Raw genomic sequence first — 15,660 nt, forward strand, 5'->3', positions numbered from 1 at the left:
TTTTCGTATTTTAAACTATTATTATAATAAAACTTGTTGTAATTTTATTATACGAAAAATGGTTTAGGCCCTTGGACGCTTGTCCAAGGCCTAAACCTAGTTCTAAAACCGTGTGTTGTTATTTTAACTCAACAACAGCTCCAGCTTCTTCTAAAGCTTTCTTAAGACCTTCAGCTTCTTCTTTAGAAACTCCTTCTTTAACAGGGCTTGGTGCGCTATCAACTACGTCTTTAGCTTCTTTAAGACCTAACCCAGTAAGTTCTTTTACTAATTTAACTACAGCTAATTTAGAAGCACCAGCTTCTTTAAGGATAACTGTAAATTCAGTTTGAGCTTCTTCAACAGCAGCGTCTCCACCACCTGAAACTACTACAGCAGCAGCAGCTGGTTCGATACCATACTCATCTTTTAATATTGTTGCTAAATCGTTAACTTCTTTTACAGTTAAGTTAACCAATTGTTCTGCGAATTGTTTCAAATCTGCCATTTTTTCTATCGTTTTAAAATGATTTGTAAAATATAATTTATTAATGTGCGCGTGTTTAATGCACCTAATTCAAACTATTACTAGTTTTAATTAAGCAACCTCTTCTTCTTTGAATTGGTTCAAAAGAGCTGAAATAACTCTTTGTGCCGGAGATTGAAGTAATCCGATGATTTCTCCAATAACTTCCTCTTTCGATTTTAGCGATGCTAATGAATCTAATAGGTTGTCTCCGATGTAAATTTCAGAATTGATAAAAGCACCTTTCAATACTGGTTTATCTGATTTTTTACGGAAGTCTTTCATGATTTTTGCAGGAGCGTTTGCTATATCTGCAAGAAAAATACAAGTATTTCCAGTTAAAGTTTCAGGTAATTCACCATAATTATTTTCAGAAGCTTCCATTGCTTTTGCAAGTAATGTATTCTTTACTACCTCTAATTTAATTCCTGCTTTGTAACAAGCTCTTCTTAAGTTTGAAGTCGTTTCTGCATTTAGCCCAGAAATATCTGCTAGATAAACAATATTTGAACCGGCTAACTGTGCAGTTAAATCTTCAATCGCGATTGATTTTTCTTCTCTAGTCATACTAAAAATTTTTAACTACCAATTATACTGCTTTAGGATCCAATGCAATTGCAGGACTCATAGTGGTTGTAAGGTAAATACTTTTGATGTAAGTTCCTTTCGCCGCAGTTGGTTTAAGTTTGATTAATGTTTGAATAATTTCGTGTGCGTTGTCAACAATTTGCTCAGATCCGAAAGATACTTTACCAATTCCCGCATGCACAATACCAGTTTTATCAACTTTAAAGTCAATTTTACCAGCTTTAACTTCTTGAACTGCTTTTGCAACATCCATTGTTACTGTACCAGTCTTAGGGTTTGGCATTAAACCACGTGGTCCTAAAATACGACCTAATGGACCTAATTTACCCATAACACTTGGCATAGTGATGATTACATCAACATCTGTCCAACCGTCTTTAATTTTTTGTAAATAATCGTCAAGACCTACATAGTCTGCACCAGCTGCTAAAGCTTCCGCTTCTTTGTCCGGAGTAACCAATGCTAATACTTTCACATCTTTACCAGTTCCATGAGGTAATGTTACCACACCTCTAACCATTTGATTCGCTTTTCTTGGATCTACACCCAAACGTACTGCGATATCAACAGACTCATCAAATTTTGCAGAAGCTATAGCTTTAACCAATACCGCAGCATCTTTTAAAGAATATAGTTTGTTCTTTTCAATTTTTGAAGCAGCCTCTTTTTGCTTTTTTGTCAATTTTGCCATGTCTTTCTTAATTAAAAAGGAGCGTCTCCCGTTACAGTTATACCCATAGATCTAGCTGTTCCAGCGATCATGCTCATAGCAGACTCGATAGTGAATGCATTTAAATCAACCATTTTGTCTTCTGCGATAGTTCTAATCACATCCCAAGTAACGTTAGCTACTTTTTTACGATTAGGTTCTCCAGAACCAGACTTTAGCTTTGCAGCATCCATTAACTGAATAGCAGCAGGTGGTGTTTTTACAACAAACTCGAAAGATTTGTCTTTATACACTGTAATTTGCACTGGGCAAACTTTGCCGGCTTTATCTTGCGTTCTTGCATTAAACTGCTTACAGAACTCCATGATATTAACACCAGCAGCACCTAAAGCAGGTCCAACCGGTGGCGATGGATTCGCAGCACCTCCCTTAACTTGTAGTTTAACTACTTTACTAATCTCTTTAGCCATTTTTAAAAAATTTAACACATCATCATTGGAAGCGATGTATGTGGTTTATTATATGTAACGAAAATATTATACTTTTTCAACTTGCATAAAACTCAATTCTAAAGGTGTTTTTCTTCCGAAAATTTTCACCATTACTTCAAGTTTACGCTTTTCATCATTGATTTTCTCAACCGTTCCATTGAAACCATTGAAAGGACCATCAACCACCTTAACTGTTTCTCCAATATTGAAAGGTACCGAACGAGTGTCTGTATTTACAGCCAATTCATCTACTTTACCTAACATTCTGTTTACTTCAGAAAGTCTTAACGGCACAGGATCTCCTCCTTTTACTTCACCTAAAAAACCAATAACACTTGTTATAGACTTAATAATATGAGGTATTTCACCAGCAAGATTTGCCTCGATCATTACATATCCAGGAAAATAGACTTTGTCTTTGGTGATTTTTTTTCCGTCTTTCACAGTCACTACTTTTTCAGTAGGCACTAATACTTGCGAAATATAATCTCCCATTCCCAATCTGTTGATTTCGGTTTCGATATAAGCTTTCACTTTATTTTCTTGCCCGCTTACCGCTCTAACAACATACCACTTTTTCACATTATTATCCGTCATCACAAAAAAATTAGGCTTTTATCCAATTAAAAAATCCAGCTAATGCTTTTGCGAAAATTTCATCTACTCCCCAAGTTGCCAAGGCGAATAGTACTGAGAAAACAGCAACTATAATCGTTAGACGTTGCACTTCAGCCCATTCCGGCCAAGTTACGTTTGATTTTAATTCTTCAAACGCTTCACTAATGTAATTAACAACTTTTGTCATTATAATTTGTTTTTTGCACGGGCGGAGGGATTCGAACCCCCATCAACGGTTTTGGAGACCGCTATTCTACCCTTGAACTACGCCCGTATAAAAAAGCCAGTGATATCATTTAAGAAAACCAACTGGCTTTTAAAATTTGTTTAGATAATTATTGTACTATCTCAGTAACCTGACCTGCACCTACAGTTCTACCACCTTCACGGATAGCGAAACGCAAACCTACGCTTAAAGCGATTGGGCTTAACAAGGCAACATTGATAGTTAAGTTATCTCCAGGCATAACCATCTCTACACCTTCTGGTAAAGTGATAACACCTGTAACGTCTGTTGTACGTACGTAAAACTGTGGACGGTAATTATTGTGGAATGGAGTATGACGTCCACCTTCTTCTTTTTTCAAGATATAAACCTCTGCTTTGAATACAGCGTGTGGTTTTACTGAACCTGGCTTAATAATAACCATACCTCTTTTGATATCAGCTTTATCAATACCTCTCAACAACAAACCTACGTTGTCTCCAGCTTCACCTCTATCAAGGATTTTACGGAACATCTCAACTCCTGTAATAGTAGAAGTTAATTTTTCAGCTCCCATACCAATGATTTCAACAGGATCTCCTGTATTAGCAATACCTGTTTCGATACGACCTGTAGCAACAGTTCCACGACCAGTAATTGTAAATGAATCCTCAACTGGCATCAAGAATGGTTTAGCAATGTCACGCACTGGCTCTTCGATCCAAGCATCAACAGCTGCCATTAATTCAATAATTTTAGGAACCCAAGCTGGATCGCTATTCAATCCACCTAAAGCTGAACCTTGGATAACTGGACAATTGTCTCCGTCATATTCATAGAAAGACAATAAGTCTCTAATTTCCATTTCAACAAGTTCTAACAATTCCTCATCATCAACCATATCCACTTTATTCATGAATACAACCATTCTAGGAATACCTACCTGGCGACCTAAAAGGATGTGCTCACGAGTTTGTGGCATTGGACCATCTGTAGCAGCAACTACCAAGATAGCACCATCCATTTGAGCAGCACCAGTAACCATGTTTTTTACGTAATCCGCGTGACCTGGACAGTCAACGTGAGCGTAGTGACGGTTAGCTGTTTCGTACTCTACGTGAGATGTATTAATTGTAATACCTCTTTCTTTCTCCTCAGGAGCGTTATCAATTTGATCGAACGATTTAGCTTGACAGTAACCCGCATCAGATAGTACTTTAGTAATCGCTGCAGTTAATGTAGTTTTTCCGTGATCTACGTGTCCAATAGTACCGATATTTAAATGCGGTTTGGAACGATTAAAAGTTTCTTTTGCCATTTTACTTAATTTTTAATCTTAGTTATATAATCTATTAGTGTTCAATATTATACTTATTTGAGCCAACTACGGGAATTGAACCCGTGACCTCTTCCTTACCAAGGAAGCACTCTACCTCTGAGCTAAGTCGGCAGAATCCTTGACTTTAGATTTAAAATATTAGAATTTAGATTTAAAATCTTAACTCTGAAATCTTATATCAATTCTAGTGGGGAGAGCAGGATTCGAACCTGCGAAGTTCACACAGCAGATTTACAGTCTGCCCTCGTTGGCCGCTTGAGTATCTCCCCTCACTTCTCTTATTATCAAACCCTTACAGTCTTGAGCCGGCGGAGGGACTCGAACCCACGACCTGCTGATTACAAATCAGCTGCTCTAGCCAACTGAGCTACGCTGGCAAATCAATAAAAAAAGTCCGCTATTTCTAACGGACTGCAAATGTATATCTTTTTGTTTTTTAATCAAAACTTTTTTATAAAAAACTTTCAATTATATGTAAGGACTTATTTTTTCTTTTCGTTTCTGCAATAATCGTTCTAACGATTCTGACGATTGCTCTACAGCTTCTTCGAATGTTTTACATTGTTTCTTGACCATAAAATCATCTCCTGGCACGTTAATCTTCACCTCCGCAATTTTGTTCTCTTTTTCACTAGTCTTTTCAACTTTTAAAAAAACATCTGCCGAAACTACTTTATCGTAATACTTTTCTAACTTATCCATTCTTTCTTGAACGAAATCTAACAGTTTCCCATCAACAGTAAAATTAACTGCATGAACATTTACCTTCATAATCAAAATTTTTATAGGTTAAACAATATTAAATTATTTTTGACTCCTAGGGTGGGCGGCCCCATACACTTTTTTCAATTCAGACAAACTGTTGTGTGTATAAATTTGAGTCGATGCCAAACTGGAATGTCCTAATAATTCTTTAACTGAATTCAAATCTGCCCCGTTGTTAAGCAAATGTGTCGCAAACGTATGTCTTAATATATGCGGACTCTTTTTTACCTTCTCTGAGACATTACTAAAGTAGTCATTTATTAAACGATACACAAGAGAATCATTTAATTTTACGCCTTTTAACGTTAGAAAAAAAAACGCCTCATCTTTAATTTGCTCTAAACAAGACCTTTCCGACAAATAGCTGTTAAATTGATTTATTATGATTGGCAGCAATGGAAGAATCCGCTCCTTATTCCTTTTTCCCAATACTTTTAAAGTAGAATTTGACTGGTCGATATTGGCCATTTTAAGATGAATCAACTCCGTTCTCCGTATTCCGGTAGTATAGAATAAATCGATAATTAATTTGTCACGGATGCCCTCAAATCCCTCCGGATATTTTATTTGAGTAAGCACCTCATTCAATTCTTTTTCAGAAAATGGAATTTGTAGTGTTTTTGGAACTTTTAATGATTTGTGTTTTAACAAAGGACTAACTTCTATTTGCTTGGTTTTTAATAGAAACTTATAGTAGGATTTCAAGGACGAAATTTTCCTATTCACGGAAACATTGGAAATACCTCCATCCACTAATGAAACAATCCAGCTCCGAATTTGACTGTAATTAACTTCCTGAAGATTTTCCTGTTCAAAATTCACAATAAGAAAAGTCTCAAAAAAACCAACATCATTCAAATAAGCATTCACTGTTAGCGGAGAATAGTTTTTCTCCAACTGTAAATAATCCCGAAATGCCGCTTTGCTATTTTCCATAAAAAAAACCGTTAGCATCAAAGTTATAAAACTTTAATCACTAACGGTTATATTTCGAAAAGTTATTTACTAACTTTCTAAACCATCTTTCATGTTTTGAATGTAAGCCGCTTTTTGAATTTTCATTCTGTTTGAAACAGAAGGCTTAATAAAAGCAGTACGTGCTCTTAACTGACGAACAGTTCCTGTTTTATCAAATTTTCTTTTATAGCGCTTTAATGCTCTATCGATATTTTCTCCGTCTTTAATTGGTATAATTAACATAATATTGACACCCCCTTTCGTTAGGCTGCAAAAGTATATTTTTATTTTGGATTTTGAATGATGAATTTTGAATTATTTTATCATCCCAATGAGAAAAAGAATAATAGAAACTATAAAAACAAAAAAATCCAAGCTGCAATTTCTTGCATTCTGGCTTTTTCCTATAATCTGTTTTTCTTTCTATTGGTGTTTTACAGCCGGTTGGTAATTTTGTTTATCGATAATCATTTTCGCTAAAATCTCTTTCAATATTTCCGACGTTCCTCCTCCAATTGGCCCTAAACGGCTGTCCCTAAACAAGCGCGCTAAAGGATATTCTTCCATATAACCGTAACCTCCTAACATCTGCAAACAACTATAAATTGTATCATCGGCTACTTTTGTTGATTTCAGTTTAGCCATAGTAGCTTCTTTTACCACATATTCTCCTTTATCCAATCGCGCTGTAGCTGCATAATTAAATACCTTACAATGCTCAACATCCGTTGCGTGCTCAACAATTGTATGTCTTAATGCTTGAAACTTATCTATTGTTTTGCCAAATGCCTCACGTTCTGACATATATCCTATAGTATAATCAATAGCATATTCTGCTCTTGCGTGACCATTGATAGCCATTATTAAACGCTCAAATGCAAAATGCTGCATGATATACGGAAATCCTTTTCCTTCTTCTCCCATTAAATTCTCCACAGGAATCTCTACATTATCAAATGCAATTTCTGCCGTATCCGAGGCTCTCCACCCTAATTTATCCAGTTTTGTAGCCGAGATACCTTTAAGATTACTGTCAACCAAAAACATACTTATTCCCTTATTTCCAAGGTCCGGGCTTGTTTTAGCCGCAACAACATAATAATCACCATAAACACCATTTGTTATGAATGTTTTAGAACCATTAATGATATATCTGTCCCCCTTTTTTACAGCTGTCGTGCGCATAGCTGCAACATCACTACCACCAAAAGGCTCTGTTACGCACAAAGCACCTATTTTATCACCAGTTATACTCGGCACTAAATAATCTTGTTTAATTCGTTCACTTCCTTCAGCATTTAAATGCGTCATTGCTAAATAGGCATGTGCCCACATCGCTGCTGCAAAACCGGAGGATCTTATTTTTTGAAGTTCTTCTAAAAAAATAACTGTATAAAATAAATCCAAATTCAATCCACCATAAGCTTCAGGGTATCGCAAACCAAAGAAACCCATTTCACCGAATTTTTTCCAAATAAATCGTTCTATAGCACCTGTTTTCTCCCACTTTTCAATATGTGGAACGACTTCTTTCTGCAAAAAATCTTGCAAACTCTTTCTAAATAATTGGTGCTCTTCAGTAAAATATATTGAATTCATAGGATTGAAATAGTTGGTATTTAATTAAAGTCCAAATATAAGGCAATTATATCAACTTTGTCAACTGGAAAATTCTTAATTTTCAGTAAATCTTCCTTTATTTTTATTTCTCCGTTCATACTTCTGTAAGTGACAATCGCTTTCGCCAGAGCATAACGAAAATAAGGAAATTGAGATAATTCTTTTACTGAGGCATTATTAATATCAAACTTCTTTACTTTTGGCAGAGTGGAAACTTTAAAATGTTTATTCAGATTTTCGATTACTTCGGGCGATAATCCCCAGACATCGCTCATTTGTTCCATACTGACAAAACCGCCAAACTTTTCTTTCTCTTTGAGAATTCTTTCTGACAAAGTTGCCCCGATTCCATACACTTTGATCAAATCCTCCGAAGTGGCCTGATTGATATCTAAAACCACTATTTTCTCTTTCTTATCGAATGACTGTTTAACATAAGCCTTGAATTCTTTTTTATTGGTTACCCAGTCCGGAAATTTAAAATACGGAGCAATAGCATGTAACAACGAATCGGAGACTTTAGTGACTTTTTGAAATTCTGAAGCCGAATTGACGTATTTGTTTAATTTTCTATAAGCCAAGAGTCGGTCTATTTCCGCAACTGACATGCCGAGTTTATAACCTTTAAAATCTGTGATGAAGTTAGGATTGAAAGGATATATTTTGGGCACATAATCATACCGAACTTGTTTCAGCGAATCAATCTCTATTTGAACAGCGAGCCATTGTTGCTGTTCTTTGCTTTTCTTTTCCTCAATTTTGAAATCAATAAAAAAATAACTCAACTGTAAAAGGACACTAATCGCAAGTAAAATAAAAATTCCGCTCCGTTGCGCTTTAGAAAATTGAAAGTAGGATTTTAATGTCATAAAAAAATATTATAAATCGAAAACTGAAGTGCGTTTTGCCCTAATTAAATCTTTCAATTTAATCCAAAAAGCCAAAGTCAAATAAACCCCAAACCACAAACCTGCCGTCACAAACGAGATGTAAATAAAAAACAACCGCACGCTGCTGGCACGCATTCCCAATTTATCCGCCAAACGGGAAGACGCATTAAAACCGTGTTTTTCGAAGAAATATTTAAGTTGGATTACGAAGGACATTTTGGTTAATTTATTATTTGTTATTTCATTAAACAATACAAAATTACTATATTATCTGATTCAAATTGATTTTAATAGCTCCATTCCGATGGCACATTCCAGACACCTGCTTTTATTACAATATTCATTCTTGAGCTGTAATAGAGATTGCGTCTCAAAAGCATTTTTAGAAGCAACACCAAAAGAATCAAACTTATCAATTATAGCGTTATTTTCGGGTGATACCTGATTTAACAAATCAATCAAATTCTCTGAAATTTCTTTGCCCTGACTTTTAGCATAAGCAAATTGCAAGGGTATGATCGTGTTAATGATAAGCAAATCGATAAAGGATTTCGAAAGCGCTTTCTTTTTTTTCGGGCTTTCTCTATCAAATTGATAATGCGTTTCCCAATAAGATGAAACTGAAACAGCAAAAATCTCATAGATGCTTTTTACAGAAGTCGCCTCGATTATTCTTGAAAACAAATGCTGCTGACTGTGATACAAATTCGCCAATTGAGACAATCTGATGGTTGGAAAATTATCAGGACGGTGTTTAAAAAACTGAACGGGTTCTATGACTTTTTTCTCTATTTGATATTTATGCAGCAAATAGTAAAATCTAAAGTGCAAATCTTCGAAATAATTATCTTCCTTTTCTATGTCCAATAATCCGGCAATTCCAAAAAAGAAACTTTCCAGATTCTCGACTTCGAAACTTTCTTTTCTGATAACAGAAAACGGAATGGACTGTGCGATTTTCAAAAAAGATTCGCCGTTTGTATTCAATCCGAAGTTCTTTGCCAAAAGGCAAAACAAAACGGCTTCCCAATCATGATTCGTGTTTTCTAGTAATTCCTGAATGGGTTTTGATTTTCGTTCCAGTCGCTCGAAAAACAACCGTTCCTGCCAATTTTTAAGCGCAAAATTATCAATGCTTGCCAGTTGCTTTTCACAGAAAATCCAGGATTTCGGAGTGATTAAGGATTGGTAGTTCTCTAAGGTTTCCTTAGCAACATGCTTTTTAAGTTCCAAAACCGGAATTTCGGTGTTGTTTTTTCTAAAAATTTCGGTGTCATGTTCCCAAACTACATGCAGAATTACACTTTCATAGGCTTCATCCCTTTCGTGATGGTGCACATACCAGTCAGAAGATTTGATATGTATTTCTACATTCCCTGCCCATTTTTGATTTCCAATACTAATTTGTGCATTGAAGAAATCCGGGCCAGCCAATTGCAGATATTGTCCTGAATTGACAATCGTAATTTCTTCTCCATTTGAAGTTTGCAAATTTGTAATATCGAACTTTTTGAATTTCCAGAGATAATGGAGAAAATCTTCTTTCATTTTATAGGCTTATAGATAATAGCAACGAATGCTATCACTAAAGTACTAAAAAAATTAACATATTGCGAAACCAATCTGTCAAATTCTAAAAATCTATTTCAGCAAATACAATTTGGCGCAGGCTCTTGCATCCGACAAGGCTTCGTGATGGTTTAAGGCGATCTTCATTTCTCTGCAGCAATCGCTTAATTTCGCAGGCTTCAATCCTTTGGCTTTGTATATTTTTACCGTACATTCCCAACGGGAAGCAATATTCAATTCAGCGTAATCCAAACCGTAAAGCGCCATTGATTTGGCAAGAACATTCCGGTCAAAGCTCTCATTATGCGCCACTATTACTCTGTTTTCGAGTCTCTTTCGTATTTCAGGATAAACCTGAGAAAATGACTTCGCATGTATTGTATCTTTTGGATAGATCCCATGCACCCGAATAGTGAAAGGAGAATACAGATTGTCCGGTGGTTTGATTAAGGTTACAAACTCATCAGTTATCACTCCGTTTTCTACAGTAACGATGCCTACAGAACAGGGATGATATCCAGTTGCAGTTTCAAAATCTATGGCGGTAAACGTCATTTGATTGAATATTTGATTTGTAAAAATAAGCCCCAAATTTCATGAATTAGCACTAATTAAATTGGTGATGATTCGTGAAATTCGGGGCTATAAAAACTTTATTATCTATAATTGAAAAAAACTATTTTATAGAACCAATAATATCATATTTCGTGATAATATGGTGTTTCCCGTTTCCTAGATCAACCAAAACTGCTTGGTTTTCTTTTGTAAATAATTTCGAAACCTCTTCAATTGGCGTTCCTACTTTTACAATTGGATAGGGTTTGCCCATCACTTCTCTGATTGGTTTGTCGGCAACATCTTTATCTGAAACATAACTTTGAAACAAATCAGATTCATCTACTGAACCTACAAATCCTGTAATATCAATTACCGGAATTTGTGAAATTTTATATTTACGCATACGCTCAATGGCATGCGAAACCAATTCTTCCGTACGAACGATAACCAATGGCTTGTCGATATGATCTTTGATGACATCTTCGGCTTTGGTGATTTCTTCGTCTAAGAAACCTCTTTCGCGCATCCAATCGTCATTGAACATCTTACCTACATAGCGGCTTCCTGAATCATGGAATAAAACAACCACAACATCTTCGGGTTTGAAATGCTCTTTAAGCTGCAACAATCCTTTGATTGCAGAACCGGCAGAGTTTCCAACAAAAATCCCTTCTTCTAAGGCTATTTTACGGGTGTAAACTGCGGCATCTTTGTCGGTTACTTTTGTAAAACCATCGATTATAGAAAAATCAACGTTTTCAGGAAGAATGTCTTCCCCAATTCCTTCAGTGATATAGGAATAGATTTCGTTTTCGTCGAAAATTCCGGTTTCATGGTATTTTTTGAATACCGAACCATACGTATCGATTCCCCAAATTTTGATGTTTGGATTTTTCTCTTTTAAATATTTCCCAACTCCGGAAATCGTTCCGCCTGTTCCTACTCCGGAAACAAAATGCGTAATTTTTCCATCGGTTTGTTCCCAAATTTCAGGACCCGTTTGTTCGTAATGCGCAATAGCATTTGATGGATTATCATATTGATTTACGTACCAGGAATTTGGCGTTTCTTCTCCCAATTTTTTAGATACCGAATAATATGAACGCGGATCTGTAGGTTCTACGTCTGTTGGACAAACAATTACTTTGGCTCCAACGGCACGAAGTATATCAGACTTTTCTTTCGATTGCTTGTCGGAGATTACACAAATCAATTTGTATCCTTTTACGATAGCCACCAAGGCTAATCCCATTCCGGTGTTTCCTGAAGTTCCTTCGATGATGGTTCCTCCTGGTTTTAAACGTCCGTCGGCTTCGGCATCTTCGATCATCTTTACGGCCATTCTGTCTTTTACGGAATTGCCGGGATTGAAGGTTTCTACTTTGGCCAAAACTAAGGCGTCAATTTCTGCGGTAACTTTATTTAGTTTTACTAAAGGTGTGTTACCGATAGTTCCTAATATATTTTCTGCGTATTTCATTTTAATTTTATATTGACAGTTTTAAAATGCAAAGATAGCATTTTGTTCTAAATAGTGTTTATTCCCGAAGTTGCGTTCGTGATAGGAGCGGCATCCTTTGCTTGCTTTCTTTAAGCAAGCAAAGATACAGCGGATAGCGCGATAAAACGTCCAAAAAATTATTGGAAGAAATTCCATACCAACCCGAAACGCACTATAAAGTCGCGGTAAGGATAATTGGGTGCGGAATAGAAATCATTTCCGGTCATTGAAGAATTGAAATGTTCGGCTTTAAGAAAAATCCTAGTTTGGCGCACTCTTGCATTGATAAAGAAATCGAAGGTTGGGAAGTTCCCAATTTCTTTTTGGTTTTGAACAAAAAACTCTCCAATTACAGGATTATAATCATTGGCATTATATTTAGTAAAATAGTTGAATATCACTCCGGTTTGCAAATACATGGCTTTTTTGAAAAGATTAGTAGAATAATACAGCGTATTTCTGGTTACGATTTGCGGCACATTTAAGATTGCCTCCGTTTGATCTGTTTTTTGGTATAAAACTGTATTGTCGAGTGCAAATTTTCGGAATTTGAATTCTTTGCTCACTTTTAATGACAAATAGTTGATGGATTTATTATATTGTTTTGGCGATACCAACTGCAGATTTGCATCGTCGTCATTACTAAAATACAAGTGATCGTTTAAAGTCGTGATTTGCAACGAAGCATTGGCCCATTGTGTAATTGCATCCACTTTGATGTTATTGATTTTTTCGTTTTTGAAATTATTGTACCAATTGTAGCTGATGTAGCTGCTTTGATGCAAATTATAAATATAGTTGGGCAGCTTATTAATGTTTTGGTATTGAAAAGACAGACTGTTTTTCTCGTTTAATTTATAGGTCAGATTACCATCAAGATTAAAAAGGGATTGGTCAGAAATAGAATTGGAGTACAGGAATTTACCGTTCCATCTATCTTTTCGGTATTCGTATTGTCCGCCAATACTGTTAACTCGGTCATTTAATGAATTTGGAATGGTTTGGCCTGACAGAAAAAGCACTGAGTTGTAATAATAATTGTATCTGAAATCATCTATAAAAAACTGAAACTTCCCTAAGGTGGCGTTTTCATAAACAGCACCTACTTTATTATACATTTTGTTGTAACGCGTTTGATTGTTGATGTCGCCGGTAACGTAAGCATCCCCTAATCTATTGAATGATGTGTTGCCGGTTGGCGCTACTATAGTGGTAGGGATTGTTTTCTGATTGAATTCGAAAAATTTATTTTCGTAATTGAATTGATGCGTCAGGTAAAGATTGTTGTTTCCTTTCACTGAATTAATCATGAAACTATGGTCTAAAAATACTCTTTTCCCTTTGAGAAAAGATTTGGCATCTTTGAAATAGACATTTAATCTTGCCCTGTTTTTAAAATCGGCATCATCACCTTCGAACTCTTCGATGGTGGTAATTCCACCATTTTCACCATTTAGAATGTCTTGTGCGGTAAAATGAAAATTGGCGTAATATCTTTTATTTAAAGTATTGTAACTCGACGTAAACCTAAAATTCCCCGTACTGGACAATTGGTTGATGTATTTCCCGATTGAACGCAAACCTTTGTAAGCGATAGAGAAATTAAAACGTTTCGAGGTATTCAGCGTTATAAAAGCATCGAGGTTTTGCCCTTGTTCCATAACCGTTTTAAAATACAGTTCAGACGATGGGGTTGCTACTGAATAATACTTAATCTGATTGGCTTCAAGATAATTGAAATGTTTTGCTTTATAACCAAATTCCGGGTAGGGAGAAAATTGGTTTAAACTAAACTGTAAGGTATTATAGGTTTGCCCTTCGTTCGCAAAAGGTAAAAGTCCAAAATTATCTTTTCTTAAATAATTATAATCATATTCCTTTTGAATGGTCAGCGAAGTATCTACAAAAGTAGTGTCGCGTTCTAGCGTAATAATTCTGTATTGATCGATTGTAGCTTTTGGAGCCACTATCGCTTTAGTCTCTAATTTATCGGCTTCGGGCTTATCAACTTGAGCATTAGCTACAGAACAAAAGAAAAAAATAAGTACTAAAAAAAAAATTCTCATACACTGAAATTAAAAACGTAAAGATATATAGTTTTCTTAAAAGAGAACAAAAAAAAGAGGCTGCAAATGCAGCCTCTTAAATAAAAAATAAAAACTAATTATTTTTTTAAGTTTAATTTTGCTTTTTCAATAGCTGCTTTTACTTTATTAGCAGTTCTTCCAGAAGCAATAACTTCAGGAACGCTATTTTTTAAAGTAACAACTCCATTAGCAATCTCAATAGTAATTACATAATCCGAACCTGACCCGTCAGTAGACATAGGTGCAAAAGCGGCTTCTTGAGCAAAAGTTCCAGGTGCAATACCTCCAGATCTCACGTAATCTACAGTTATAGGCACTGCAAATGGCGTGTGAGGAGCTCCAGCAAGTCCAGCATCATCATATATGTCGTAAAAGATATAATATGTACCATCTGCTAAAGTAGTGATATCAAGGTCTAACTCTTCTGGACAATTTCCAGTAGCAGCACCATAAATACCCATATCAGTAAAAGTTGAATCAAGTACATAAAAATCCATATCATAACCTATATCACATAGTGTATAAGTAGTCCCTGAACTTGTAAAAGACTTATCAAAATTCAAAACTAAATTCAAAACATCACTAACAACATTAGTAATAGTAACATCTAAAATAGTTGGTTCGAAAAGAACCGCAGTAGTTCTAGTATCTCCAACACTTAATAATAAATGTTCAACACCTTCAATAGCATCGTCCTCATTGATCACAATTGTAGTCGTGAAAGAAGTCGTGAAAGCAGGAATAGTTATTGCTTTTTGAAAAGCAGTGTTTGGATATGGATTCTCTATATCACTATCAAGGTTATCGGCAGTGCTTCCTGGTAGTAAAACCACGAATACGCTGAAATCCTGACCTACAGGTGCACTTAAATTGAATGTCACCGGAATTTCAGTTCCTTCGGCAACAGTAATTGCAGATGCAAGATCTATAGTCATTGTTGGCTTATTAAGGTCAACAATCGGGGTCACATCATCACCATCATCACATGATGAAACCATCAATGAGAAAGCAAGTATGCCTAAAAATTTTGAAATATTTTTTATATTCATTTTATTTAAATTAAAAATTAATTAAACGATTACTGTGGTGTATATACCCCTCTGTATTGTCTATCTCCAGAAGCAAAGAAAATACTGTATTCAACAGTAATTACTCCGGTAACCGGATTAACACTACTAGCAGCGTATTGAGCAGGTGTTTGATAAACACTATTACTATAACCACCACCTAATTGACCACCTAATCTTTGTCCAGCTTTAAGAGCTATTCTACCACAAACTTCAATCATAATGAAACC

The 15,660-nt window shown here is 35.5% G+C and carries 19 protein-coding genes and 4 tRNA genes; all 23 read right to left on the bottom strand.

Going from position 1 to position 15,660, the window contains the following annotated elements; genetic code table 11:
• Positions 1 to 118 precede the first annotated feature (118 nt).
• The gene (gene rplL / locus VI621_RS10735) at positions 119 to 487 is read right to left on the bottom strand and encodes a 50S ribosomal protein L7/L12 (protein ID WP_324218387.1); all 369 of its coding nucleotides are present in this window, start codon (positions 485 to 487) and stop codon (positions 119 to 121) included.
• Between the two features lie 90 nt (positions 488 to 577).
• On the bottom strand, positions 578 to 1,072 hold the full coding sequence (gene rplJ / locus VI621_RS10740; RefSeq protein WP_324218388.1) for a 50S ribosomal protein L10: 495 nt from the start codon (positions 1,070 to 1,072) through the stop codon (positions 578 to 580).
• A 22-nt stretch (positions 1,073 to 1,094) separates the two neighbouring features.
• On the bottom strand, positions 1,095 to 1,784 hold the full coding sequence (gene rplA / locus VI621_RS10745) for a 50S ribosomal protein L1 (protein ID WP_324218389.1): 690 nt from the start codon (positions 1,782 to 1,784) through the stop codon (positions 1,095 to 1,097).
• Between the two features lie 11 nt (positions 1,785 to 1,795).
• The gene (gene rplK, locus VI621_RS10750; RefSeq protein ID WP_324218390.1) at positions 1,796 to 2,233 is read right to left on the bottom strand and encodes a 50S ribosomal protein L11; all 438 of its coding nucleotides are present in this window, start codon (positions 2,231 to 2,233) and stop codon (positions 1,796 to 1,798) included.
• A 66-nt stretch (positions 2,234 to 2,299) separates the two neighbouring features.
• Positions 2,300 to 2,851 carry a transcription termination/antitermination protein NusG gene (gene nusG / locus VI621_RS10755; RefSeq protein WP_324218391.1) on the bottom strand — a complete coding sequence of 184 codons (552 nt, stop codon included), beginning with the start codon at positions 2,849 to 2,851 and terminating at the stop codon, positions 2,300 to 2,302.
• Between the two features lie 10 nt (positions 2,852 to 2,861).
• On the bottom strand, positions 2,862 to 3,059 hold the full coding sequence (secE, locus tag VI621_RS10760; RefSeq protein ID WP_324218392.1) for a preprotein translocase subunit SecE: 198 nt from the start codon (positions 3,057 to 3,059) through the stop codon (positions 2,862 to 2,864).
• A gap of 16 nt (positions 3,060 to 3,075) precedes the next feature.
• Positions 3,076 to 3,146, bottom strand: a tRNA-Trp gene (locus tag VI621_RS10765).
• Between the two features lie 61 nt (positions 3,147 to 3,207).
• Positions 3,208 to 4,395 (bottom strand): elongation factor Tu, encoded by a 1,188-nt coding sequence (gene tuf, locus VI621_RS10770; protein WP_324218393.1) that lies wholly within the window; start codon positions 4,393 to 4,395, stop codon positions 3,208 to 3,210.
• Positions 4,396 to 4,455: 60 nt separating this feature from the next.
• Positions 4,456 to 4,527, bottom strand: a tRNA-Thr gene (locus VI621_RS10775).
• A gap of 77 nt (positions 4,528 to 4,604) precedes the next feature.
• Positions 4,605 to 4,685, bottom strand: a tRNA-Tyr gene (locus VI621_RS10780).
• Between the two features lie 34 nt (positions 4,686 to 4,719).
• Positions 4,720 to 4,793: transfer RNA gene (locus tag VI621_RS10785), tRNA-Thr, on the bottom strand.
• 91 nt (positions 4,794 to 4,884) lie between these two features.
• Positions 4,885 to 5,187, bottom strand: coding sequence for a ribosome hibernation-promoting factor, HPF/YfiA family (gene hpf, locus VI621_RS10790; RefSeq protein WP_324218394.1), 303 nt, complete (start codon positions 5,185 to 5,187; stop codon positions 4,885 to 4,887).
• 33 nt (positions 5,188 to 5,220) lie between these two features.
• The gene (locus tag VI621_RS10795; protein WP_324218395.1) at positions 5,221 to 6,117 is read right to left on the bottom strand and encodes a tyrosine-type recombinase/integrase; all 897 of its coding nucleotides are present in this window, start codon (positions 6,115 to 6,117) and stop codon (positions 5,221 to 5,223) included.
• Between the two features lie 69 nt (positions 6,118 to 6,186).
• Positions 6,187 to 6,381 (bottom strand): 30S ribosomal protein S21, encoded by a 195-nt coding sequence (gene rpsU, locus VI621_RS10800; protein WP_324218396.1) that lies wholly within the window; start codon positions 6,379 to 6,381, stop codon positions 6,187 to 6,189.
• 180 nt (positions 6,382 to 6,561) lie between these two features.
• On the bottom strand, positions 6,562 to 7,737 hold the full coding sequence (locus tag VI621_RS10805; RefSeq protein ID WP_324218397.1) for an acyl-CoA dehydrogenase family protein: 1,176 nt from the start codon (positions 7,735 to 7,737) through the stop codon (positions 6,562 to 6,564).
• A gap of 20 nt (positions 7,738 to 7,757) precedes the next feature.
• Positions 7,758 to 8,627 carry a helix-hairpin-helix domain-containing protein gene (locus VI621_RS10810; RefSeq protein ID WP_324218398.1) on the bottom strand — a complete coding sequence of 290 codons (870 nt, stop codon included), beginning with the start codon at positions 8,625 to 8,627 and terminating at the stop codon, positions 7,758 to 7,760.
• Positions 8,628 to 8,636: 9 nt separating this feature from the next.
• Complete coding sequence (locus VI621_RS10815) at positions 8,637 to 8,864, bottom strand: PspC domain-containing protein (protein WP_324218399.1); 228 nt, start codon at positions 8,862 to 8,864, stop codon at positions 8,637 to 8,639.
• Between the two features lie 60 nt (positions 8,865 to 8,924).
• Positions 8,925 to 10,196: a DUF2851 family protein gene (locus VI621_RS10820; protein ID WP_324218400.1), complete on the bottom strand. Its 1,272-nt coding sequence runs from the start codon at positions 10,194 to 10,196 to the stop codon at positions 8,925 to 8,927.
• A 93-nt stretch (positions 10,197 to 10,289) separates the two neighbouring features.
• Positions 10,290 to 10,772: a 3'-5' exonuclease gene (locus tag VI621_RS10825; protein WP_324218401.1), complete on the bottom strand. Its 483-nt coding sequence runs from the start codon at positions 10,770 to 10,772 to the stop codon at positions 10,290 to 10,292.
• A 121-nt stretch (positions 10,773 to 10,893) separates the two neighbouring features.
• Positions 10,894 to 12,255 carry a pyridoxal-phosphate dependent enzyme gene (locus VI621_RS10830; RefSeq protein WP_324218402.1) on the bottom strand — a complete coding sequence of 454 codons (1,362 nt, stop codon included), beginning with the start codon at positions 12,253 to 12,255 and terminating at the stop codon, positions 10,894 to 10,896.
• Between the two features lie 158 nt (positions 12,256 to 12,413).
• Positions 12,414 to 14,342, bottom strand: coding sequence for a putative porin (locus VI621_RS10835; RefSeq protein WP_324218403.1), 1,929 nt, complete (start codon positions 14,340 to 14,342; stop codon positions 12,414 to 12,416).
• Between the two features lie 98 nt (positions 14,343 to 14,440).
• On the bottom strand, positions 14,441 to 15,361 hold the full coding sequence (locus VI621_RS10840) for a hypothetical protein (RefSeq protein WP_324218404.1): 921 nt from the start codon (positions 15,359 to 15,361) through the stop codon (positions 14,441 to 14,443).
• A gap of 80 nt (positions 15,362 to 15,441) precedes the next feature.
• On the bottom strand, positions 15,442 to 15,660 hold a 219-nt coding region (locus VI621_RS10845; RefSeq protein WP_324218405.1), incomplete at its 5' end, for a hypothetical protein.

Origin of the sequence: Flavobacterium sp., assembly GCF_035292545.1 — a bacterium.
Lineage (GTDB): Bacteria > Bacteroidota > Bacteroidia > Flavobacteriales > Flavobacteriaceae > Flavobacterium.